Source organism: Paraburkholderia sp. PAMB 6770, assembly GCF_057748135.1.
On the sequence record NZ_CM173238.1, the window covers coordinates 2,630,842 to 2,654,370 of the forward strand.

At 68.1% G+C, this 23,529-nt stretch carries 19 protein-coding genes and 1 pseudogene; 11 read left to right on the plus strand and 9 right to left on the minus strand.

Annotated elements, in window-relative coordinates; all coding sequences use genetic code 11:
• Window positions 1–25: 25 nt before the first annotated feature.
• Both AC3AP7_RS11890 and AC3AP7_RS11895 read right to left on the minus strand, forming a co-directional pair.
• Window positions 26–958, minus strand: a complete 933-nt coding sequence (locus tag AC3AP7_RS11890; RefSeq protein ID WP_475762787.1) for a 2-hydroxyacid dehydrogenase — start codon at window positions 956–958, stop codon at window positions 26–28.
• A 233-nt stretch (window positions 959–1,191) separates the two neighbouring features.
• Window positions 1,192–2,493: an aspartate aminotransferase family protein gene (locus tag AC3AP7_RS11895; protein ID WP_475762785.1), complete on the minus strand. Its 1,302-nt coding sequence runs from the start codon at window positions 2,491–2,493 to the stop codon at window positions 1,192–1,194.
• Window positions 2,494–2,610: 117 nt separating this feature from the next.
• On the opposite strand from AC3AP7_RS11895, the gene AC3AP7_RS11900 reads away from it, so the two are divergent.
• Entirely contained in the window at window positions 2,611–3,468 is an 858-nt protein-coding gene (locus AC3AP7_RS11900; RefSeq protein WP_475762783.1) for a LysR substrate-binding domain-containing protein, read from the plus strand.
• Window positions 3,469–3,690: 222 nt separating this feature from the next.
• On the opposite strand, the gene AC3AP7_RS11905 is transcribed toward AC3AP7_RS11900, so the two are convergent.
• Together AC3AP7_RS11905 and AC3AP7_RS11910 are read right to left on the minus strand one after the other, a co-directional pair.
• On the minus strand, window positions 3,691–5,037 hold the full coding sequence (locus AC3AP7_RS11905) for an ABC transporter ATP-binding protein (protein WP_475762781.1): 1,347 nt from the start codon (window positions 5,035–5,037) through the stop codon (window positions 3,691–3,693).
• 24 nt (window positions 5,038–5,061) lie between these two features.
• Window positions 5,062–6,813, minus strand: a complete 1,752-nt coding sequence (locus AC3AP7_RS11910) for an ABC transporter permease (protein ID WP_475762779.1) — start codon at window positions 6,811–6,813, stop codon at window positions 5,062–5,064.
• A 577-nt stretch (window positions 6,814–7,390) separates the two neighbouring features.
• Between AC3AP7_RS11910 and AC3AP7_RS11915 the strand changes: the two genes are divergently transcribed.
• On the plus strand, window positions 7,391–9,061 hold the full coding sequence (locus AC3AP7_RS11915) for a sensor domain-containing diguanylate cyclase (protein ID WP_475762777.1): 1,671 nt from the start codon (window positions 7,391–7,393) through the stop codon (window positions 9,059–9,061).
• Window positions 9,062–9,166: 105 nt separating this feature from the next.
• On the plus strand, window positions 9,167–9,433 hold the full coding sequence (locus tag AC3AP7_RS11920; protein WP_475762775.1) for a double-stranded DNA-specific endonuclease: 267 nt from the start codon (window positions 9,167–9,169) through the stop codon (window positions 9,431–9,433).
• A gap of 18 nt (window positions 9,434–9,451) precedes the next feature.
• Here the strand turns inward: AC3AP7_RS11920 and AC3AP7_RS11925 are convergent, their stop codons facing one another.
• Both AC3AP7_RS11925 and AC3AP7_RS11930 read right to left on the minus strand, forming a co-directional pair.
• Window positions 9,452–10,768 (minus strand): ATP-binding protein, encoded by a 1,317-nt coding sequence (locus AC3AP7_RS11925; RefSeq protein ID WP_475762773.1) that lies wholly within the window; start codon window positions 10,766–10,768, stop codon window positions 9,452–9,454.
• Window positions 10,752–11,477, minus strand: coding sequence for a response regulator (locus AC3AP7_RS11930; RefSeq protein WP_475762771.1), 726 nt, complete (start codon window positions 11,475–11,477; stop codon window positions 10,752–10,754). Before AC3AP7_RS11930 ends, AC3AP7_RS11925 begins: the two co-directional genes overlap by 17 nt.
• A 221-nt stretch (window positions 11,478–11,698) precedes the next feature.
• Between AC3AP7_RS11930 and AC3AP7_RS11935 the strand changes: the two genes are divergently transcribed.
• From AC3AP7_RS11935 to AC3AP7_RS11955, 5 genes are all read left to right on the plus strand, one after another.
• On the plus strand, window positions 11,699–12,226 hold the full coding sequence (locus AC3AP7_RS11935; RefSeq protein ID WP_475762769.1) for a Spy/CpxP family protein refolding chaperone: 528 nt from the start codon (window positions 11,699–11,701) through the stop codon (window positions 12,224–12,226).
• Between the two features lie 1,048 nt (window positions 12,227–13,274).
• Entirely contained in the window at window positions 13,275–13,964 is a 690-nt protein-coding gene (locus AC3AP7_RS11940; protein WP_475762767.1) for an ABC transporter permease, read from the plus strand.
• On the plus strand, window positions 13,961–14,674 hold the full coding sequence (locus AC3AP7_RS11945) for an ABC transporter permease (protein WP_475762765.1): 714 nt from the start codon (window positions 13,961–13,963) through the stop codon (window positions 14,672–14,674). The genes AC3AP7_RS11940 and AC3AP7_RS11945 overlap by 4 nt, the downstream gene beginning before the upstream one ends.
• Before the next feature lie 21 nt (window positions 14,675–14,695).
• Complete coding sequence (locus tag AC3AP7_RS11950) at window positions 14,696–15,475, plus strand: ABC transporter ATP-binding protein (RefSeq protein ID WP_475762763.1); 780 nt, start codon at window positions 14,696–14,698, stop codon at window positions 15,473–15,475.
• Between the two features lie 561 nt (window positions 15,476–16,036).
• Window positions 16,037–17,146: a porin gene (locus AC3AP7_RS11955; protein ID WP_475762761.1), complete on the plus strand. Its 1,110-nt coding sequence runs from the start codon at window positions 16,037–16,039 to the stop codon at window positions 17,144–17,146.
• Between the two features lie 210 nt (window positions 17,147–17,356).
• Here the strand turns inward: AC3AP7_RS11955 and glnK are convergent, their stop codons facing one another.
• Both glnK and AC3AP7_RS11965 read right to left on the minus strand, forming a co-directional pair.
• Entirely contained in the window at window positions 17,357–17,695 is a 339-nt protein-coding gene (gene glnK / locus AC3AP7_RS11960) for a P-II family nitrogen regulator (RefSeq protein WP_475762759.1), read from the minus strand.
• Window positions 17,696–17,797: 102 nt separating this feature from the next.
• Window positions 17,798–19,486, minus strand: a complete 1,689-nt coding sequence (locus AC3AP7_RS11965) for an NAD+ synthase (RefSeq protein WP_475762757.1) — start codon at window positions 19,484–19,486, stop codon at window positions 17,798–17,800.
• Window positions 19,487–19,628: 142 nt separating this feature from the next.
• Here AC3AP7_RS11965 and AC3AP7_RS11970 point away from each other — a divergent pair, with 142 nt between their 5' ends.
• Both AC3AP7_RS11970 and AC3AP7_RS11975 read left to right on the plus strand, forming a co-directional pair.
• Window positions 19,629–20,801 (plus strand): GNAT family N-acetyltransferase, encoded by a 1,173-nt coding sequence (locus tag AC3AP7_RS11970; protein WP_475762755.1) that lies wholly within the window; start codon window positions 19,629–19,631, stop codon window positions 20,799–20,801.
• A 17-nt stretch (window positions 20,802–20,818) separates the two neighbouring features.
• Window positions 20,819–21,121, plus strand: a pseudogene (locus AC3AP7_RS11975) (GIY-YIG nuclease family protein); the annotation flags it as partial.
• A gap of 230 nt (window positions 21,122–21,351) precedes the next feature.
• Here AC3AP7_RS11975 and ppa read toward each other — a convergent pair.
• On the minus strand, window positions 21,352–21,879 hold the full coding sequence (gene ppa, locus AC3AP7_RS11980) for an inorganic diphosphatase (RefSeq protein WP_475762753.1): 528 nt from the start codon (window positions 21,877–21,879) through the stop codon (window positions 21,352–21,354).
• A gap of 206 nt (window positions 21,880–22,085) precedes the next feature.
• Between ppa and AC3AP7_RS11985 the strand changes: the two genes are divergently transcribed.
• Window positions 22,086–23,525 (plus strand): aldehyde dehydrogenase family protein, encoded by a 1,440-nt coding sequence (locus AC3AP7_RS11985; RefSeq protein ID WP_475762751.1) that lies wholly within the window; start codon window positions 22,086–22,088, stop codon window positions 23,523–23,525.
• Window positions 23,526–23,529 lie beyond the last annotated feature (4 nt).

The window sequence follows — 23,529 nt, forward strand, 5'->3', positions numbered from 1 at the left end:
CACCCAGCAAAGCACAACCCGTGGCTCACACCGGCGTCAGCACCGGCTCGCCGGCGAAATGGCGCGCCGCGTTCTGCACGAAGTGCGCAACCGACGCGTCCACCGCTTCGGGCGAATGCGCGCCCACGTGCGGCGTCAATACCACGTTGGTCAACGGCAGCAGTGCGGCGGGCGGCTCGGGTTCGCCCTCGTAGACGTCGAGCCCCGCACCCGCGAGGCGGCCGTCCCGGAGCGCGGCAGCAAGGGCCGCCGTATCCACGACACTGCCCCGCGAGATATTGACGAGGTAGCCGCGCGGGCCAAGTGCGTCGAGCACCGCGCGATCGATCAGATGACGCGTGGCGGCGCCGCCCGGCGTCGCAATCACGAGGAAATCGCTCCAGCCGGCCAGCGCCGTCACGCTGTCGAAATAGCGTGCCGCGCTCGCGGGACGCGGATGGCGGCTGTGATAACCCACTTCCATGTCGAAGCCGCTTGCGCGATGGGCGAGCCGCTGGCCGATGTGGCCGAAGCCGACGATGCCGAGCCGCTTGCGCGCGAGCGTCGGCACCAGCGGCAAGGCATCGCGCCACACGCCGTTGCGGCACGCGACGTCCGACTGCGGCAGCCGCCGGACCGCCGCGAGCAGCAGTCCGAACGCGTGATCCGCCACGCAGTCGGCATTCGTGCCCGCGCCGTTGACCACCGTGATGCCGCGCGCGCGTGCGCGCTCGCGATCGATGTTCTCGTAGCCCGCGCCGAGTGCGCTCACGAATTCGAGCAGCGGCATCCCGTCGATCTCCGCGGCGCTCAGACCGGTGGTGCCGTTCGTGAGCACCGCGCGGATCGCCGCGCCGTGCGAGGCGAGCACGGCGGCGCGCCGATCCGCGCCCACCGCTTCGACAATCTCGAACGAGGCGGCGATCTGGCCGACGTGATGACCGGCCAGCGGGATAAGCAGCAGCAAAAGGGGCTTCATCGCGGCAACGGCCTGTGCAGGATAGGGGGCCGCTCATGGTATCCCGCCTGCATCGATTGCGCAGTGCGGATGGCAGGCGGCGCGCCCCCTCGCCGTCGGGCGCGTCGGGCGCGTCGGGCGCGTCGGGCGCGTCGGGCGCGTCGGGCGCGTCGGGCGCGTCGGGCGCGTCCTGGCACGTCCAGGCACGTCGGGCGCGGACGCGACGCATGCGGACCGCAACCCGCCAGCGCGCATTACAACGCGCGTTCGATCGCCTGTCCGAGCAGCGCGAGACCGAGGTCGATCTCGTCGTCGCGCACCGTCAGCGGCGGCGCGATCCGGAAAACCCCGCCCATGCCGGGCAACTGCACGATGTTCATGCTGAGTCCGAGCGTCATGCACTCGCGGGTGATGCGCGCGCCGAGCCCGTCGGCCGGATCCTTCGTGCGGCGGTCCTTGACGATCTCCACGCCGAGCAGCAGCCCGCGTCCACGCACGTCGCCGATGCAGTCGTAGCGCGCCATCAGGTCCAGCAGCCCGCGCCTGAGCCGCTCGCCCATCGCGTTCGCGCGTGCGACGAGCCCTTCGCGCTCGACCACGTCCAGCACCCGCAGACCGACCGCCGCGGGCAGCGGGTCGGACACATGGGTCGTATAGAACAGATAGCCGCGCTCGTGCGCGCGCTCTTCGATCTGCGCGGAAGTCACGACGGCCGCGAGCGGCAACCCGGCGCCCAGCGTCTTCGACAACGTCAGGATGTCCGGCGTGACGCCGTCGCGCTGGCACGCGAACATCGTGCCGGTGCGCCCGATGCCGGTCTGCGCTTCGTCGAGGATCAGCAGCATGCCGCGCTCTTCGCATTTGCGCTTGAGCGCCGCCATGTACCCGTCCGGCAGTTCGATGATGCCGCCCGAACTGAGGATCGGTTCCGCGATGAACGCAGCAAGATTGCCGCTCGACTGGCGGTCGATCAGATCGAACCCGTAGTCGAGTTCCGCGAGGTAATCGTACTGGCCGTCGCGCAGAAAACGCGGCCGATAGGCAAACGGCGCGGGAATCGCAAACGAGCCGACCGCGGCCGGGCCGACGCCCTGGCGGCCCGCGCTGTAGGTGGCCGACGCCGCGCCGCCGGTCATCCCGTGCCAGGACTGCGCGAAGCCGACGATTTCGTATTTGCCGGTGACGAGCTTCGCCATCCGGATCGCAGCCTCGTTCGATTCCGCGCCCGTGCTGAGCAGCAGCGCGCGGTCGAGTCCGGGCGGCGTGACCTGGGCGAGCCGCGTCGCGAGATCGACCACCGGTCGCGACAGCATCCCGCTGAACAGGTGGTCGAGCTTGCCGATGTATTCGCGCACGACCGACACGATCTCCGGGTGGCTATGGCCGAGCACCGCGCTCATCTGCCCCGACGTGAAATCGAGGATCGCGCGTCCGTCCGCGTCGTAGACGAAGCTGCCCTCGGCGCGCTCGATGATGAGCGGCTCGAAGGTGCCGCCGTAGCGGATCAGGTGTTGACGGGCATGGCGCCAGAAAGTGGGATCGTCGTTGTGGGACACCGTCGTTCTCCTCGCGGGATGGTCACATCGGCTTGCAGATCAGCTTGCAGTCTAGGGGGCGCTCTGCTTTCATAAAATCGAATACTTTTTATAGAAGATAGAAGCGAGGCTAATATCTTGAGCCGTTCCCTCGATATCGATCTGCTGCGCTCGTTTGTCGTCGTCGCCGAGGTGCGGGCGCTCAGCCGCGCGGCGAGCCGGATCGGCCGCACGCAGTCGGCGCTCAGCCAGCAGATGAAGCGCCTCGAAGACATCGTCGGGGAGCCGCTGTTTCAGCGCACCGGCCGTGGGGTCGCGCTGACTCGTCCGGGCGAGCGGCTGCTGATGCACGCGCAGCGCATCCTGCGGCTGCACGACGAGGCGGTGGCCGACCTGAGCGGCACGGGCTTGTCCGGGACGATCCGCTTCGGCTGCCCGGATGACTATGCGGCGGTGTTCCTGCCAGCGCTGCTGCGCCAGTTCGCGAGTCCGCACCCGCACGCGCAGGTGGAGGTCGTCTGCGGTCCGACACCGCGCCTCGTCGAACACCTGGCGCGCCACGCGCTCGACCTGGCGCTGATCTCGCTGCCGCACGACGCGCCGGATGACGACGTGATCCGGCGCGAGCCGCTCGTCTGGGTCGGCTATCCGGGACTCGATCCCGCGCACTTCGATCCGTTGCCGCTCGCGCTATCCGATCCGGACACGCTCGATCACGTGGCGGCCTGCGACGCGCTGCAACGGGCGGGCCGCGCGTACCGCGTCGCCTATGCGAGCAGCAGCCTCGCCGGACTGACCGCGCTGGTCCGCTCCGGGCAGGCGTTTGCAGTGGTCACGCAAACGGCGGTCGCCGCGGATCTGCACATCCTGAACGGCGACCCCGCGCTGCCGCCGTTGCCGACGGTGGGAATGACGCTGCGGTTCGAGCGGGCACGGCCCACCCACCTGGTCGCGGCGTTCGCGGAGCACATCCGGAGCACGCTGCCGCTGCTGTGAGCGGCACGGGGGTTGCGGGTTGCGGGTTGCGGGCTGCGGGCTGCGGGTTGCGGGTTGCGGGTTGCGGGCTGCGGGCTGCGGGCTGCGGGCTGCGGGCTGCGGGCTGCGGGCTGCGGGCTGCGGGCTGCGGGCTGCGGGCTGCGGGCTGCGGGCTGCGGGCTGCGGGCTGCGGGCGCGCAGTGTATCAACCGGTTGCGCGCGGCCCGCAGCCTCAGGCAGACGTCACGATTCGACGTCTTCGAGACTGAAGATTTCGGTCTGGTCGTTGTACGAGAAGATCTCGCCGTAGCGGCCCCAGTTGATCACCGCGTCGAGCGTTTCCTCGGCCGCGCTGTCCGACAGGAAGTCTTCGAGCTCCTGCTCGAAGCGCACGCGCGGCGCGCGATGCCCCGGACGCTCGTTGAGCACCTTCTTGATCCGCGCCGCGAGCGGCACGTGGCGCAGCAGATGCTCGGCGAACATCATCTTGCGCTCCTGCGTGCCGAACTCCGCGAACACCCGCGCCGGCGGCGTGAGGAAAATATCGCCCTCGCGCACGTCGGCGAACCCCAGATGCTGCAGCACTTCGGCCACCGGAAACAGGTCGTCCACCTCCAGATGCAGCGAGCGCGCGATTTCCGGCATGTCCGCGCGGCCGTGGTACGGCGCGGCCGCGAGCATCTCGATCAGACCCGCCATCAGGTTGGTCGACACGTGCGGCAGCCAGCTGCCCAGTTCGAGCCCCTTCTTCGCGGTCTCGTCGGGACGGCGCGCCGTCATCTTCGCGTAGATCTCGTCCACCAGCCGGCGAAACGCCGGATCCAGCCGGTTGCGCGGATGCGCGAACGGCACCTTGATCTCCGCCAGCACCCGCCCCGGATTCGACGACAGCACCAGAATCCGGTCGCACATGAACACCGCTTCCTCGATGTTGTGCGTCACGATCAGCACCGACCTGATCGGCATGCGCCCCTGCGTCCACAGGTCCAGCAGGTCCGTGCGCAGCGTCTCGGCCGTCAGCACGTCCAGCGCCGAGAACGGCTCGTCCATCAGCAGCAGCGTCGGATCCACCACCAGCGCGCGCGCAAACCCCACGCGCTGGCGCATGCCGCCCGACAGCTCGCGCGGATAGGCATTTTCAAAGCCGTCCAGACCGATCAGGTCGATCGCCGCGAGCGCCCGCTCGCGCCGCTCGCGCGCGCCCACGCCCTGCGCCTCCAGTCCCGCCTCCACGTTTTGCAGCACCGTGAGCCACGGAAACAGCGCGAAGGTCTGGAACACCATCGCGACCCCCTTGGCCGGGCCGTCCAGCGGCTTGCCGAGATAGGTCACGTCGCCGCCGGTCGGCCGGATCAGCCCGGCGATGATGCGCAGCAGCGTCGATTTGCCCGAGCCCGAACGGCCCAGCATCCCGACGATCTCGCCCTCGCGCAGCGACAGGTTCACGCCGTCGAGCACCAGCAGTTCGCCCTGGTTCTTGTTGAAACCGCGGCTCACGTCGGCGACGTTAAGAATCTCGTCGCCGAGGCGCGGCGGATTCAGCGGCACCTGCGTCGGTGCGGCGGTTACGGCAGCTTTAGGGTTTTGCATCGCGGATTCGCCTCTCATTTCCGGTCAGTCGAGCCGCAGCCGGGATTCGGCATAGGCATACATCGGTCGCCACAACAGGCGGTTGAACAGCGTCACGAACAGCGACATCACCGCAATGCCGAGGATGATCTTCGGAAAATCCCCCGCCGCCGTCGTCTGCGCGATATACGCGCCGAGCCCATGCGCCTCCACCTTCGTGTCGCCCCACTGCACGAACTCCGCCACGATGCTCGCGTTCCACGCGCCCCCCGACGCGGTGATCGCCCCCGTCACGTAGTACGGAAAAATCCCCGGCAGCATCGCCTTGCGCCACCACTGCCAGCCGCGGATCCCGAAGTTCGTCGCCGCCTCCCGGTAATCGTTCGGATAGGCGCTCGCCCCCGCGATCACGTTAAACAGGATGTACCACTGCGTGCCCAGCACGATCAGCGGCGACAGCCAGATGTCCGGGTTCAGGTGAAACCGCACGATCACGATCACGAACACCGGAAACAGCAGGTTCGCCGGAAACGCCGCCAGAAACTGCGCAAGCGGCTGGATCTTCTCGGCCAGCGCCGGACGCAGCCCGATCAGCACCCCCACCGGCACCCACACCAGCGAGGACAGCGCGATCAGCACCACCACCCGCACGAGCGTGATGAACCCGAGCACGAACACGTGGCCGACCTCGTCGAGCGTCACCCCGGTGCGCACGTAGGCCTCCACCCGGTACACCACATAGGCGGTCAGCAGCAGCACCAGCACGCCCCAGACGATATCGCCCACGCGCGACGCCTTGCCGCGCCCCGGCAGCTCGAACCGGATGCCGCGCGGCGCCGGCAGCCGCATCGGCACCCGTGCCGCGCGGGCGAACACCCAGCCGAGCGGCACCAGCAGCCGGTGAATGAGCCGCGTGCGGCGGATCAGGTCGAGCAGCCACGACTCCGGCGCATTGCCCGAACTCGTCGTCTCCATGCGGAACTTGTCGGCCCACGCGACGAGCGGACGGAACAGCAGCTGGTCGTACGCGAGAATCACCACCGTCATCGCGAGAATCACCCAGCCGACCGCGTGCAGGTTGCGCCCGGCAATCGCCTGCGCCAGATACGCCCCGATCCCCGGCAGCGTGATCGTGTTGTTGCCGACCGTGATCGCCTCGGACGCCACCACGAAGAACCAGCCCCCCGACATCGACATCATCGTGTTCCAGATCAGGCCCGGCATCGAGAACGGCACCTCCAGCTTCCAGAAACGCTGCCAGCCGGTCAGGTGAAAGCCGCGCGAGACTTCGTCCAGATCGCGCGGCACCGTGCGCAGCGACTGGTAGAAGCTGAACGTCATGTTCCACGCCTGGCTCGTGAAGATCGCGAAGATCGCCGCAAGCTCCGCGCCGAGCACGCGCCCCGGAAACAGCGCGAGAAAGAACGTCACCGTGAACGAGATGTAGCCGAGCACCGGCACCGACTGCAGGATGTCCAGAATCGGCACCAGCACGAGCCCCGCGCGGCGGCTCTTCGCCGCGAGCGTGCCGTACGCCAGCGTGAACACCAGCGAGGCGACGATCGCCGCGAGCATGCGCAGCGTCGTGCGCATCGCGTACTCGGGCAGATGCGACGGGTCGAGCGAGATCACCTGGGCCTTCAGCGTCGACATCGGCGCGAGCGTCTGGTGAAAGCCGATCGCGGCCATCGCGATCACGCAGATGATCAGCGGGAACGCAACGAAGTCCCAGCCATTGGGCAACAGACGCCACGCGGACGCGTGAGCGGTGCGTTTCAGGTCGAAGCTGAAGTCCATCAGGCACCCTTCGGGTTCACGTAAGCGGGTTCAACGGGCTGCGTACACGATGCGGCGCGGCGATCGGGGCGGCGGGACGGAACGGGACAATCGGACATGGCGAAACGTCGGTGGGCGGTGATCGGGGGCGTCGGGCGCCCAGGACGCGGGCACAAGCGCCGCGGCCCGCTGCGCCTTCCCGGCTCGGGACGGCACGACACTACACCAACCTGCGTTTCAGGCACAACCTTTTGGCGGAAATAGGCGCGCGGACCGCGCTGCCGCTCACGCGCCGGTCCCCGGTCCGCCATCGCCCGAACCGCGCCGCGGACGCCGGCCGGGCGGCTCGACGCCGGCGCATGTGCACCCGCGCGAACCGCGCCGCGCACACCGGTTGTGCAATCCCCGATGATATCGGGCCGCCCGAAGGTTAAAATCGCCCTATGCCGGCCCTTGCACCGCGCCGCGCGAAGTGCCCGCCCTACCCGGAGCGCTTCACGGGTTCGCGGCCGTCCGGCACCGCCTCGCCACGGCACACCCCGGTCGCCACGGCAGCGCAAGGCTGCCGCTCGCAAAGACAAGACAGATCAGGGAGTCGATGAACATAAAATCGCTGCGGCAGGCAACCGGCCCGCTCGGCCTCGCGCTGATCGCCCTCGCGTGCTGGCTCGCCGCCGGCCTCCTCTCGGACCGCATGGTGCTGCAGGAGCTGGACGCGGCCATCCGCACGCAGCGGCAAATTTCGTCGTCGGTCGTCGACAACATGGCTGCGGTGATCGGCAGCGACGTGTCGATGTCGCGCGCGATTCCCGCGACCATCGCGCAGATCGCCTCGATCCGCGACGCGCTCGCGTCGTCGCAGCGCGACCCGGACGGCGACGCAGCCGGGCGGCGCGCGCGCCTGCTGGCACAGCCGGCGCTTGCCGCCGCGGACCGCTTCCTGCACGACGCCCAGGCCAGCTCCGGGCTCGACGCGATCTGGCTCGTCAACGCCGACGGCCTGTGCGTCGCGGCCGACCTCCCGCAATTGCCCGGCACCGTGGGCACCGACATGCATGCCCGCCGGTTCCTGACGGGCGCGCTGGGCAACGTCGTTGCCGAAGTCTACGAAGTAGGCCACGTGAGCGGCGAACCCGGCATCTACCTCGCCGCGCCGGTGCAGGAGAGCGGTGCGACCGTCGGCGCGGTCGTCGCGAAGGTCGGCATCGCGCGTCTGCGCCACTGGGTGGCGCGTGCGGGCACCTTCGTCACCGACGCGAACGGCGTGGTCATCATGGCCTACGACAGCGCGCTCGAAGGCAGCGCGCTGCCCGGCGCCCGCGTGCTGCGGATGAGTGCCGCCGAACAGCGGCGCATCTATCGCCGCACCCGCTTTCCGCTCGTGCCGCTCGAAACCGGCATGCAGGAACTGCGCGAGGAGGCGCCGTGGATGCCCGCCGCGCTGGCCGGGCAACTGTACGCAAGCGAGGCGGCACGGCCGCGGCCCGCACTCTACGAATCGCGCAGCGTCCCGGGCGCGGGGCTGACTGCCCATCTGCTCGATCCGCTCGCCGCGTGGCCGGAGCTGCAGCGCAATCATCGGCGCGACCGCCTGCTGGTGTTTCTGACGCTCGCCGGCACCGCCGCGCTCGCCTGGGTGGTCACGACCTCGTACGCGCGCGAGCGGCGCCATCATCAGGCGACCCGCGACCTGGCCGAGCAGTTGCAGGGCGCCAATGCGCGGCTATCGGCCGAGGCGCGCCATGACGCGCTGACGGGTGCGCTGTCGCGCCGGTATTTCCTCGACCAGTTGCGCCGCGAAATCATGCATGCGCAGGCGGCCGGCAATCCGCTATGCGTGGCGATCGCGGACCTCGACCATTTCAAGCAGATCAACGACCGCTTCGGCCACCCGGCCGGCGACCGGGCGCTCGTGCATTTCGTCGAAACGTGCCGGGACGGACTGCGCGTGCACGACGCGATCGGCCGCCTCGGCGGCGAGGAGTTCGGCATCCTGCTGCCGAACACGACGCTCGAGGCGGGCCGCGAGGTCGTCGAGCGTTTGCGCAGCCGGCTGCGGACGACACCGGGCGAACGCTTGCCGGCGGCGGTCAGCCTGAGCGTGAGCATCGGCATCACCGGGCTGTCGCGCTACGACCAGCCGGAGCGGATCATGAGCCGTGCCGACCTGGCGCTGTACGCAGCGAAAAGCGGCGGACGGGACCGGATCGAGGTCCTTCCGCCGGACGACTCCGTGCCCCCTGCCCGCACCACGGCGACGACCTGGTGAGTGCGCGCGGCCGGCGCGCGACGCCCTCGACCGACGCGGCGCGGTGAAGCAGGTATCATCGACCATGACCGCGGGTAGCGCCGCTTACTCTATCGGGAGATTCGCATGAAGGGAAATCTGGTGATCGTGTGCCGCGATCAGGACGCCGACGCGTTTGACCAGTTGCTCGCCGAGTACGGCGCTTTTCAGACGCGCCTGTCCTCGACCACCTGGTATCTGAAGCTCGATGTCGCGCCCGAACTGATTCAGGAAGAGATCCTGACGCGCCTCGGCAAATACACCACGCACTATATTTTCGAGGCGGAAAGCGCCACCTGGAACACGGTGGACAGCGAAGCCGCGGCCGCGCTCAACACGCTGTTTTCCGCCTGAGGCAGTCCGGCGCGAACGCTACCAGGCGCGCCCGGAAGCCGGCGCGACACGCGGCATCGATTCGAACGGGAACGTCATCAGCACGCTCAGGCCCGAGCCGCCGCGATTGCCGATCTCCCACTTGCCCCCCGCGCGGCGCACCAGCCGCTCGACGATCGCGAGCCCCAGCCCGCTGTGTCCGTTGCCGCCGCGCGCCGGGTCGAGGCGCACGAACGGCCGGCTCGCATTGATGAGGTCCTGCGCGGCGATCCCCTTGCCGTGATCCTGCACGCACAGCGTGTAGCCGTCGGGCTTGCGCGCGGTCGAGACGACGATCGGCGGCGCGCCGTAAGCATGGGCGTTGTCGAGCAGATTCGACAGGATGCGGTCCAGCGTGGCCGCGGGCAGCAAAAAACCCGGGCCGGCCTTCAGATCGGTCTGCACGGTGGGCGCCCCGGCCGCGACCGCGCGGTAGCTGCGCACCACGCGCTCGCACTGCGCGTCCACTTCGAGCGGCTCGCTACGGTCGGCGGCGTCGTGCGCAAACACCAGAAACTGCTCGACGATGTGCGTCATCGAGTCGACGTCGCGCACCACGCCGTCGCGCGTCTTCGGCTCGTCCATCATCTCCGCGCGCAACCGCAGGCGGGCGAGCGGCGTCTTCAGATCGTGCGCGACACCGGCGAGCATCACCGCGCGGTCCTGCTCGGTGCGCGCGACTTCCTGGACCATCTGGTTAAAGCCGTGCGTGAGCTGGCGCAGCTCGCGCGGACCGCGCTCGGGAACGGGCGGCACCGGCAGGCCGCGACCGAACCGCGTGACCGCGAGCGCAAGCGAGCGCAGCGGCTGCTGCAGTTGCCAGGCGGCGAACAGCGCCGCCATCACCGCGAACGTGAAGATGATCGTGAGCCACAGCACGAGCCGGTCGAACGAGCGCGGCGGCCGCAGCGGCTGCACCGGCACGACGATCCAGTTGCGGTCCGCGGGCTCGCGCACCCACAGCTCCGGCGGGCGCCTGGGTCCGCCGAGCTTCACCTGCGAGCCGGCCGGCAGGCGTTCGCGCACGTCGTCAACGAAGTGCCCGAGCGGCGAGCGCGGATCCGGTTGCACGGACGGCACGCCGTTGCTCGCCGGGTCGACGAGGCGCACGCGCGAAGGCAGCGGCTGCAGCGGCGCGGTGGCGACGTGCTGGCGCACCGCATCGACAAGGAAGATGGCTTCCTCTACCGCGTAGCGGTTCTGGAACTGCTTGCGTTCGAGACGAAACATCACATAGCCGGCGAAATGCGACAGCAGCAGCACGCCGACGACCAGCAGGGCAAGGCGCCCGAACAGCGTATCAATGGGCCGACGCATGTTGCTCGCCATCGGGCACGAACACGTAGCCGCGGCCGCGCACGGTCTGGATGAAACGCGGATTCGACGGGTCGGTTTCGAGGATGCGGCGCAGGCGCCACACCTGCACGTCGATGCCGCGGTCGGTGCCGTCGTATTCCGGACCGTGCAGCAGTTCGAGCAGGCGCTCGCGCGTGAGCGTGCGCATCGGGTGGTTGACAAAAATCTTGAGCAGCGCGAATTCGCTGCCCGACAGCGTGAGCGGCTTGTCCTCCTGGTGCAGCGTGCGCGACTGGAAATCGAGCGTGAAGCGCCCGAACGTGAACGGCTCGCGCTGCTCCGGCGCGGCCGCCGACGGCAGCGTGCGGCGCCGGCGCAGCACCGCCTGCACGCGCGCGAGCAGCTCGCGCGGGTTGAACGGCTTGCCGAGATAGTCGTCCGCGCCCAGTTCGAGACCGACGATGCGGTCGACGTCGTCCGCGCGCGCGGTGAGCATGATCACCGGAATGTCGTCGCCCGAGGCGCGCAGCTTGCGCAGCGCGGTCAGCCCGTCGACGCCGGGCATCATCAGGTCGAGCACGATCAGGTCCGGACGCTCGCGCTCGAGCCGGCGCTCGAGCGAGCTCGCGTCGTGCAGCACCGACACTTCGATGCCTTGGCGCGCCAGATAGTCGCGCAGCAGGTCGCGGAGTTCGAGGTCGTCGTCGACGACAAGAATTTGAGTAGCCATGGTTCAAAGTTTAACGCGCAGCAATGAGGGAATCGGGTCAGCAAAGGGCTCAAAGGGTTACTTCGTGTTACGGCGAAAGGCGCCCGTAATCCCGCGTAACAGGGGCTGTGCGCCGCGTAACACAGCGCGCCGGGGAGATCTTTACTCTTCAGTCACCGGGTGCAGCCCGTCCAGGATCGCCGCGTTTGCATCACCGGGTATTCCATTACAAGGAGCCTTTCATGTCCATGAAATTGTCACGCATTCTCGCAGTCGCCGCCGCTTCCCTCGCCATCGGCACCGGGGCGGCCACGGCTTACGCGGCGCAGCCCGGCGGCCCGGGCGGCTGGCACCACGGCCACTTCATGCAGGAGTTGAACAAGCTGCACGGCGAACTGCACCTGAACGCGGATCAGCAGAAACTGTGGCAGGCCGCGCTCGACACGATGAAGCAAAACCGCGAAGCCGCGCGCGCCGCGCACCGGCAGATGCACGAGCAGATGAAGTCGATGATGCAGCAGCCGATCCTCGACCTGAACGCAATGCACGACCTGCACCAGAAGGCCGAAGACCAGAACCACCAGCGCCGCGAGCAGACGACGGCGGCATGGCTGAATTTCTACAACAGCCTGAACGACCAGCAGAAGACCACCGTCAGCACGGCGCTGAAGCAGCGCTGGGCGAAAATGGAAGCACGCCATCAGAAGATGCGCGAGCGCTGGGAACATCACCAGCAAAAGGGCGCCGCGTCGGCACCGGCGGCGCAGTAAGCACGCCGCACGCCGTGCCGGCGGCCTGCGCCGCCGGCACGGCACGGCTCAGGAAAACGCCGCGGGCTGCGAGTCCGCGGCGTTTTTTCGCGGCGCTTTTTCGTGGCGACGCGTCTGCTCTCATGTTTGCTCGCACGCCTCCCCTCACGTCTGCTCCCACGTCCCGCAGCCCGGCTCACCGCCCGCCTTCGCGCGCGTCGGTGCGACGCCACCCCCAGTCTCCGCGCGAACCGGCGCCGCGCTGGCCACCCGCCACGATCCCGCGTCCTGCATAGGGCCGGCACACTTGTGCGCGGCCGTGCGCGGTCAAGCGCGGTCGCACGCGGTCGTGCGCGGACGCACACGGACACGCCCTGGCGCCCGTGCGCCCCGCCCCGCCCCGCCCCGCCCCGCCCCGCCCTCATCAGCGAAGCACGCCCCCGCATGCCCAGGGTCGACCGCGCTACAACCGTCCGCCCGTTCGGGTAAAATACCGCGCTTTTCGGCCAGCCTCGCGGCAGGCCCCGGTCACGCCGCCCGTGCGCGCATCCTGGCCGGGTCCCGCAGCCGCGGCGAATCCGGCACGAGAATTTTGACCGCCTAGAATAGCGCGGCTGGCCACGAGCCGGCACGTGAATCGACCGTCGCATCGGGACGATCAGTCTGAATCAGGAGAACCATGAAAACGTTCGTGTGCATGACGCCCAGCGTCATGACGGCCGGCGCCAGCCAGCGCCGCGGCGCCCGTCGACCTCGCGGCCCCCGCGCCGCGCCTCGGCAGCGACGGGGCCCGGGCAGCGCGCGTGCCGCCTGAACGACCCGGCCCCTGTGCTGCCTCGCGCGACGGACCCGACCGGCCGCCGCGCTTCGCGAGGCAAGCGCAAAACGCGCTGCCGGTCGTGCACAACCGCTCAGCACCGGCTAAGTACCAGCCAGGCACGGGCGCACGACATGGCAGTCATGACTGGTACTGCGGCGCGACGCGCGCCGCGCAGCCGCCCGGGCTGCGCACCGCGCGCCAGCGGCGTCTTGCGCGGTGCGCTCCGCCCGCATCGTCGAGGACTTCCCTATGTTTCTGCAAGGCTATGGCCCGCTGATCCTCAACGGCACCTGGCAGACCGTCAAGCTGGCGGTGCTGTCGCTCGTGCTCGCTTTCGTGCTGGGCCTGCTCGGCGCGGCGGCCAAACTGTCGAGGAACCGCGTGAGTCACGGCATCGGCACCGTCTATACGACGCTGATCCGCGGCGTACCCGATCTTGTGCTGATGCTGCTGCTGTTCTACAGCATCCAGATCTGGCTGAACAACCTCACCGATCTGCTCGGCTGGAACGAGATCGACATCGATCCGTTCGTGGCCGGCGTCATCGTGCTCGGCTTCATCTACGGTGCGTACTTCACCGAAACCTTCCGCGGCGCGTTCCTCGCGGTGCCGCGCGGGCAGCTCGAAGCCGGCGTCGCCTACGGGATGTCCGGCTGGCAGGTGTTCTCGCGCATCATGTTTCCGCAGATGATGCGCCACGCGCTGCCCGGCATCGGCAACAACTGGCAGGTGATGGTGAAGGCCACCGCGCTCGTGTCGATCATCGGTCTCGCCGATGTCGTGAAGGCGTCGCAGGACGCCGGCAAGGGCACGCTGCGGTTCTTCTTCTTCACGCTGCTCGCGGGCGCGATCTACCTCGTGATCACCACGGTATCGAACTTCGTGCTGATCTACCTCGAAAAGCGCTACTCGACCGGCGTGCGAAAGGCTGACCTATGATCGGGATCATTCACGACTACTGGCGCAACTACCTCTACACCGACGGGTATCAGTACACCGGCGTCGTCATTACGCTCTGGCTGCTCGTCGTATCGATCGGCCTCGGCTTCTGCCTGTCCGTGCCGCTCGCGGTGGCGCGCGTGTCGAAGCGCAAATGGCTGTCGGCGCTCGTCTGGCTGTACACGTACGTGTTCCGCGGCACGCCGCTCTACGTGCAGTTGCTGCTGTGTTACACGGGCCTCTACAGCCTCGCGATCATCCGCAACAACGAGCTGACCAACGCGTTCTTTCGCGACGGCATGCACTGCACGCTGCTCGCGTTCACGCTGAATACCTGCGCGTACACCACCGAAATCTTCGCCGGCGCCATCAAGGCGACGCCCTATGGCGAGATCGAGGCCGCGCGCGCCTACGGGATGTCGCAGTTCACGCTGTACCGGCGCGTGATCCTGCCGTCGGCGCTGCGCCGCGCGCTGCCGTACTACAGCAATGAAGTGATCCTGATGCTGCATGCGACCACCGTCGCGTTCACCGCCACCGTGCCGGACATCCTGAAGATCGCGCGCGACGTGAACTCGGCCACCTACGAGTCCTTCAACGCGTTCGGTCTCGCCGCCCTTCTCTACCTGACCATCTCGTTCACGCTGGTGTGGCTGTTCCGCCGCGCCGAGCGCCGCTGGCTCGCTTATTTGCGGCCGCAAGGCAAATAAGCCGACCAAGGACCCCGACTCATGAACACCCGGATGCAAAAGCTCTTCGTCGACGAACTCCACAAGCGATACGGCGACAACGAAGTTCTCAAGGGCGTCTCGTTGCGTGCGCACGCAGGCGATGTGATCAGCGTGATCGGCTCTTCCGGTTCCGGAAAGAGCACGATGCTCCGCTGCATCAACTTTCTCGAACAGCCGAACGCGGGGCGCATTTTCGTCGACGGCGAAGAAGTCCGCACGCTCGCGGGCAAGGACGGCGCGCTGCGCGTCGGCGACCCGAAGCAGTTGCAGCGCGTGCGCACGAAGCTCGCGATGGTGTTTCAGCACTTCAACCTGTGGGCGCACATGACGGTGCTGGAAAACGTGGTCGAAGCGCCGATCCACGTGCTCGGCGTGCCGCGCCGCGAGGCCGAGGAGCGCGCGCGCACCTATCTGGAGAAGGTGGGCCTCGCGCCGCGCCTCGAAAAGCAGTATCCGTCGCATCTGTCGGGCGGCCAGCAGCAGCGCGTCGCGATTGCGCGCGCGCTGGCGATGAACCCGGACGTAATGCTGTTCGACGAGCCGACCTCGGCGCTCGACCCGGAGCTGGTCGGCGAAGTGCTGAAGGTGATGCAGAAACTCGCGGAGGAAGGCCGCACGATGATCGTCGTCACGCACGAAATGGGCTTTGCGCGCAACGTATCGAACCACGTGATGTTCCTGCATCAGGGCCGGGTCGAAGAGGAAGGCGTACCCGCGGAAGTGTTCGCCGCGCCGCGCAGCGAGCGCCTGAAGCAGTTCCTCTCCGGCAGCCTCAAGTAGCTGCGGATGTAGTTCATGCAGTATTACAGGGCGCTTACGAAGCGCCCTTTTTTGTGCCTGATGCCGAGCAACCGGCAGCGATCGTCCCATATGCTGCCCATCTATCCCGAAAAAGGGCGGTACTCCGCCTCCCCATCATCGTCAATAGTGGCAATCCTTAGGGTTGCCTCTAATCTGCTGCGAACCCCTTGTCCCGTAAGGCTTTTGGCCTGCTTTGTGGTGCCCGCGCAACCCTGCCAGGCACATTGGTATTGCAATTTGGAGACAACTGATCGGCCGGAGAGCAATTTCTTCTCCCATGCCGGGGTATTTTTGATAAATTAGTAACCAAAGTACCAAAACAAGGTTGTTTAAAAGTAGTTTCACTTCAAAAGAATGCCCCGGAGACACAGGTACACGAGGAGTCGACACCATGCAATGACGGCACGAGGCCACGCCGTCGCAGCAGACTCCCCCGCTACCCGACCCGTCTCCAGGCAGCAGGTTCGGTCCGATACCGTCGGTATCCGGGCACGATTCGCAGTACTGGCTATTTCTTTTTGACAGGGTATGGAGGAGAAGATGAAGAAAGCTTTGCTCGCCGCAGCGCTGATGTCGGCTGGCGTTATCGCTCACGCTCAGAGCAGCGTGACGCTGTACGGCCGTCTCGACGCAGGCGTCGAATACATCAGCGGCCTGCCGAATGCCGGCTACAACGGTTCGACCTCGCGCTGGCGCCTTGAGAGCGGTGACTGGGGCACGAGCCTGTGGGGCATGAAGGGCGTCGAGGATCTCGGCGGCGGCAACAAGGCCCTGTTCCAGTTGGAAGGCAGCTTCAGCACCGCGACCGGCGCGCTCGGTTCGTCGGGCTCGATCTTCAATCGCTGGGCAACGGTCGGCATGTCGAATGACCAGTACGGTACGCTGCTGCTCGGCCGCGAACTGTTCATCTCGAACGGCGTGTGGGACTTCGATCCGTTCGGCCAGTCGAACTGGTCGTCGGCCTCGCTGGTACGCGGCCGCAACTGGCCGCAGTCGAGCAACAACGTGTCGTACCAGTCGCCGAAGATCGACGGCTTCGACGTGTACGGCCAGTACGCGCTGTCGAACTCGACGAACTGGAACTACGGCGGCACGGGCGGCCAGGGTCGTGAAGACGGTCTGCAGATCACCTACACGAACTCGCTGTTCCAGGTCCGTGGCCTGTATGACGAAATCCGCGACGCAGCGAACGGCCAGCTCGACAACCCGTTCACCGCATCGCGCGAGTACTTCGCCGGCGTGAACGTGTTCCTCGGCCAGTTCAAGATTCAGGGCGTGTTCCAGGGTTCGCGCACATCGGGCATGACGGGCACGCCGTATGGCACGCCGACCACGACCAACCAGGAATGGGGTGGCGTGACGTGGCAAGCAACGCCGGCGGCTGCGCTGATCGCAGCGGTCTATCACGTGAACGCGAACAACGGTGGCGGCAACGCGAACATCTTCACGATCGGCGGCTCGTACAACCTGTCGAAGCGCACGCTGCTGGACATCCAGATCGCGACGGTGCGCAACAGCAGCACGGCCAACTTCGGTCTTGACGCGAACGCGGAAGGCCCGGGCGGCGGCACCGGTTCGTCGTACAACGAGAACCCGCTGTACGGCCACAGCCAGTCCGGCGTGTACGCGGGTATCCAGCACTCGTTCTAAAAGGACGGCGTAGACAACAACACTCCAGAATCGATTTCACGCTGCTGCGAGAGGCGCGTATCGGTGCGATGCCCGCGAGGGTGTCGCACCGTTTTTTTATCGGCGCGCATGTTGTCCAGACCGTGGCCCGGGCCCGAACCCGCGCCCAAACAAAAGGCGGCTCGTCGAGCCGCCTTTTTTCATGCATTGATCATGCATTGACGCGGCAGGTCATACCGCCGCTTCGTTCTCTTCGCCGGTGCGGATGCGGATGACACGCTCCACGTCGGCGACGAAGATCTTGCCGTCACCGATCTTGCCGGTGCGCGCCGCCCCGATGATCGCGTCGATCACCTGATCGCACTGGTCGCTCGCGACCACCACCTCGATCTTCACCTTCGGCAGGAAATCCACGACATACTCGGCGCCGCGATAGAGCTCCGTGTGGCCCTTCTGGCGCCCGAAACCCTTGACCTCGGTCACCGTCAGGCCGGTGAGGCCCACTTCGGCGAGCGCTTCGCGCACTTCGTCGAGCTTGAACGGTTTGATGATTGCGGTGATGCGTTTCATGGCTTGCCTCGTCGGGTTCGGGGTTCGGGAAAATCGAAAGGAAACAGATAGGTCCGATTCTACGCCGCGGCGCTTCGCTTGCCGACCCCGCGGCGCGGCGCCTCAGGCGAGCGGCTCGGTGAAGCGCGACGTGATCGGATAGCGCCAGTCGCGGCCGAACGCGCGATGGGTGACGCGAATGCCGATCGGCGCCTGGCGGCGCTTGTACTCGTTGATCTTGATGAGGCGCGTGACCCGCTGCACGTCCTGCGCCGCGTAGCCTGCTGCGACGATCTCGGCGAGCGAGCGGTCCTCCTCCATGTACATGCGCATGATCGCATCGAGCACGTCGTACGGCGGCAGGCTGTCCTGGTCGGTCTGGTTCTCGCGCAGCTCGGCCGACGGCGCGCGCGTCAGAATGCGCTCCGGGATGATGTCGCGCTTCGCAAAGCCCGTGGCCGCGTTGCGGTAGTGGCAGAGCCGGTACACGAGCGTCTTCGCGATGTCCTTGATCACCGCGAAGCCGCCTGCCATGTCGCCGTACAGCGTGCAGTAGCCGACCGCCATCTCGCTCTTGTTGCCGGTCGTCAGCACGATCGAGCCGAACTTGTTCGACAGCGCCATCAGCAGCGTGCCGCGCACGCGCGCCTGGATGTTCTCCTCGGTCGCGTCTTCGGCGCGGCCCGCGAATTCCGGCGCGAGCGCCGCGCGGAACGCGTCGAACATCGGTTCGATCGCGATCTCGTCGTAACGCACGCCGACGCGCCGCGCCATCTCGGCCGCGTCGCTGGTCGAGATGTCCGCCGTGTAGCGCGACGGCATCATCACCGCGCGCACCCGCTCGGGGCCGAGCGCGTCGCACGCGACGGCGAGCACCAGCGCCGAATCGACGCCGCCCGACAGCCCGATGATCGCGCCCGGAAAGCCGTTCTTGCCGATGTAGTCGCGCACGCCGGCGACGAGCGCCGCGTACACCTGCGCCTCGAGCGGCTCGTCCGGCGCGATCGCGCCCGGCAGCGGACGCGCGCCGTCGAACTCGACGATCGCGTGCCCTTCGGCGAACTGCGGCATCCGCGCGACCAGCGCACCGTCGCCATCCAGCACGAACGAGCCGCCGTCGAACACCAGTTCGTCCTGCGCGCCGACCATGTTCACGTAGACCATCGGCAACCCGGTCTCGCGAATCCGCGCGCGCAGGATGTCGACGCGCACCGCTTCCTTGTTCAGGTGATAGGGCGAGCCGTTCGGAATCAGCAGCACCTGGGCGCCGGCCGCCTTCGCCTGCTGCGCGGCGCGCGCGTGCCATGCGTCCTCGCAGATCACGACGCCGTACGTCACGCCGTCGAGCGCGAACACGAGCGGCTCCGGGGCGACCGCGAAGTAGCGCTTCTCGTCGAACACCTCGGTGTTCGGCAGTTCCTGCTTCAGGTAAGTGCCGACGATCTCGCCGCCGACGATCAGCGACGCCGCGTTGAACGTGTCGAGCGGCGGCACGCCGCGCTCGATCGGCGCGTTTGCTTTACCATGGCCGTGCGCCGCGTCGCGATGCGGATGCCCGACGACCACGTGCAGCCCGGCAAACGCCTTCAGCCGGGCGGCGAGATCGGCGAGCGCCGCGGCGCTCGCCGCGTAGAACGCCGGGCGCAGCAGCAGGTCTTCGGGCGGGTAGCCGGACAGCGCGAGTTCCGGCGCGACCAGCAGCCTCGCGCCGTCGGCGTGCGCGGCGCGCGCCGCCTCGACGATCTTCGCGACGTTGCCGGCGAAGTCGCCGACGGTGACATTGAGTTGGGCAAGAGCGATTCGGGTCTTCATGGCAGGATCGATGGCGAGCCACCCGGCGTACCGCGCGCAGCAACCGGCGCGGCCCGGCGGAACGGATACACGCGGACCAACAGGGACACACGAACGGGCCGCCGCAGCGCGGCAGCCCGTCCAGATCGGAACAGTCAACAGCTTGAACCAGCAACGCTTCGATTATCGCACGGGCATTCTGCGCTCGCCTTCCGAGGTAAACGCCGCCGAATGGAACGCGCTGCTCGCGCAGCAGCCCCATCCCACGCCCTTTCTGCGGCACGAGTTCCTGAACGCGCTGCACACGAGCGGCTCGGCGGTCGCCGGAACCGGCTGGGCGCCGCATTTCGTCACGCTGACCGACACGCGCAGCGGCCGGCTCGCGGCCGCTGCGCCGCTCTACCTGAAGAGCCACTCGTACGGCGAGTACGTGTTCGACTGGGCGTGGGCGGATGCCTACCGGCGCAACGGCCTCGACTACTATCCGAAGCTGCTGTGCGCGGTGCCCTTCACGCCGGTGCAGGGCAGCCGCCTGCTCGCCGCGCACGCGCATGCGCGTGAGCGCCTCGCGGCCACGCTGCTCGCGCTCGCCGAACAGTCGGACGTCTCGTCGCTGCACGTGCTGTTTCCGACCGCCGACGAGGCGCGCGCGCTCGGCGAACTCGGCATGATGCAGCGCGAGGGCGTGCAGTTTCACTGGCTGAACGAGGGCTATCGCGACTTCGACGATTTCCTCGCGACGCTCGAGCAGAAGAAGCGCAAGAACATCCGCGCCGAGCGCCGCAAGGTCCGCGAAGCGGGCGTCACGCTGCGCCGCGTGCGCGGCGAGGACATCCGCGACGACGAATGGCGCTTCTTCAGCCGCTGCTACCGGCAAACCTACCGCGAGCATTTCTCGACGCCGTATCTGAACCTCGAATTTTTCCGCACGCTCGGCGCAACGATGCCGGAGAACCTGCTGCTCGTGCTCGCCGAGCGCGACGGCAAGCCGATCGCGAGCTCGCTCGTCGTCTACCAGCGCGACGCGGACGGCGGCACGCTCTACGGCCGCTACTGGGGCGCGCTCGATCACGTGCCGTGCCTGCACTTCGAAACCGCGTACTACCAGCCGCTCGAATTCTGCATCGAGGAAAAGCTGCGCATTTTCGAGGGCGGCGCACAGGGCGAGCACAAGATGGCGCGCGGTTTCCGGCCCACCGTCACGCGCTCCGCCCACTGGCTCGCGCACCCCGCGTTCAGCGACGCGGTCGCGCATTTTCTCGCGAACGAAAGCAACAGCATCCACGCGTACGTGGACGAACTGCGCGAGCACGACCCGTTCCGGCACGCACGATGACCTCCCGCGCCGCGTCCCTGCCGTGGTTTCTCTATCTGATCGAATGCGCGGACGGCAGCGTCTACACGGGCATCGCGCTCGACGTGCAGGCGCGCTTCGACCAGCACTGCGCCGGCGCCGGCGCGCGCTACACGCGCTCGCGCAAGCCGCTGCGGGTGCTCGCGTCGTTCGAGCTGACCGACCGCGCGAGCGCGTCGCGCGCCGAGTACTGGGTCAAGCGGCTGAGCGCCGTGCAAAAGCGCGCGCTCGCGGCCGGCGAGCGCACGCTCGACTCGGTGCTGCCCGCGCGCGGCGGCGACACCCTGGAACTGGGTGCCGGCCCAGGCTGATTCCGATGCCGGTTGATCGCGCCCGTTGCTCCGTTGCTCCGTTGCTCCGTTGCTCCGTTGCTCCGTTGCTCCGTTGCTCCGTTGCCTCTCAATCGTACCGTGCAGCCTGCGGACGGCTCGCGCCCCCGTGTGTAGCCGCCCCCCCGGCCCGCAGCAAGCAAAAAAAAGCCGCGCCGCCCTTGCGGGCCGGCGCGGCGTGACACACTGCGCGACGCGACGGATTACTTGCCGTAGTTCGCGACGCCTTCGCTAATTTCCTTGTGGGCGGCGTCGATGCCGTCCCAGCCGTCGACCTTCACCCACTTGCCCTTCTCGAGCGCCTTGTACTGCTCGAAGAAGTGCCTGATCTGGTCCTTCAGGTAGGCCGGCACGTCGTCGATCGACTTCAGGTCCGCGGTCATCGGGCAGACCTTGTCGTGCGGCACCGCGACGAGCTTCGCGTCGACGCCCGATTCGTCCGTCATCTTCAGCATGCCGAGCGCGCGCGCGCGCACCACGCAGCCGGCGAGCAGCGGGAACGGCGTGATCACCAGCACGTCGACGGGATCGCCATCGCCCGACAGCGTCTGCGGAATGAAGCCGTAGTTGACCGGATAGCGCATGCCGGTGCCGACGAAGCGGTCGACGACGAGCAGTCCGAGTTCCTTGTCGGCCTCGTACTTCACCGGATCGCTTTGTGCGGGAATTTCGACGATGACGTTGAAATCGTGCGGCAGATCTTTACCTGCGGGGACGTGATTGAAGCTCATGAGCGTTCTCTGGTCAGGATGGAAACCGGGATGGCCGCGGCTGCGGCGGGCGGCACGGCGCCCGGCGGCGGGCGGGCGCCGCCCGCACGGCGGGCACGGCACGCGCAAGGCGCCATTATAGCAATCGCCCCATCCGGCCGATGGCGCGCGCGCCCGGATCGGCGCGATAATCGGTCGCAGCACGGCCTTACCCACCAGGAGCATGCATGGAAGAAGCGAAACACTTCATCGGCGGCGAATGGATCAATCCGTCGGACAGCGCGACGATCGCGGTGCTCGACCCGTCGGACGGCCAGCCGTTCGCCCGGCTCGCCCGCGGCGGCGCAGCCGACATCGATGCCGCGGTGCGGGCCGCGCGGCGCGCGTTCGACGGCCTCTGGGGCGCGGCCAGCGCCGCCGAGCGCGGGCGCGTGCTGCAGCGCCTGTCGATGCTCGTCGCCGCGCGCGGCGAGGAACTCGCGCAACTGGAGGCGCGCGACACCGGCAAGCCGCTGCGCCAGGCGCGCGGCGACGCGGCGGCGCTCGCCCGCTACTTCGAGTTCTACGCGGGTGCCGCCGACAAGCTGCACGGCGAAACGCTGCCCTACCAGCCCGGCTACACGGTCTTCACGGTGCGCGAGCCGCACGGCGTCACCGGACATATCGTGCCGTGGAACTACCCGATGCAGATCTTCGGACGCAGCGTCGCCGCCGCGCTCGCGGCCGGCAACGCGTGCGTCGTCAAGCCGGCCGAGGACGCCTGCCTGTCGGTGCTACGCGTGGCGGATCTGGCCGCGCAAGCCGGGCTGCCGGCCGGCGCGCTGAACGTCGTCACTGGCTACGGCCACGAAGCCGGCGCGGCGCTCGCGAGCCACCCCGGCATCGACCACATTTCCTTCACGGGCTCGCCCGCTACCGGCACGCTGGTCGCGCAGATGGCCGCCGCGCATCACATCCCGGTCACGTTGGAGCTGGGCGGCAAGTCGCCGCAAATCGTCTTCGCGGATGCGGACCTGGACGCCGCGCTGCCGGTGCTCGTCTCGGCGATCGTGCAGAACGGCGGGCAGACGTGCTCGGCCGGCAGCCGCGTGCTGGTCGAGCGGGCGCTCTACGAGCCGCTGCTCGAACGGCTCGGCGCCGCTTTTCGCGCACTGCGCGTCGGCCCCGCGCAGGCCGATCTCGATTGCGGGCCGCTCATCAGCGCCAGACAGCGTCAGCGCGTGCGCAGCTTCCTCGACGAGGCGCGCGAGGACGGCATCGCCACGGTGGCGCGCGGCGAAATTACCGGCAGCGCGCCCGACGGCGGCTTTTACGAAGCACCCGCGCTGCTGCGCGACGTGCCACCCGGGCACCGGCTCGCGCGCGAGGAGGTGTTCGGCCCGGTGCTCGCCGCCCTCCCGTTCGCCGACGAGGCCGAAGCGCTCGCGCTTGCGAACGACACCGCCTACGGACTCGTCGCCGGCATCTGGACGCGCGACGGCGCGCGGCAATTGCGCGTCGCGCGGCGGGTGCGCTCGGGCCAGGTGTTCATCAACAACTACGGCGCGGGTGGCGGCATCGAGCTGCCGTTCGGCGGTGTCAAGCAGTCCGGTTACGGCCGCGAGAAAGGCTTCGAAGCGCTCTACGGCTTCACGACGCTGAAGACGGTCGCGATCCGTCACGACTAGCGCC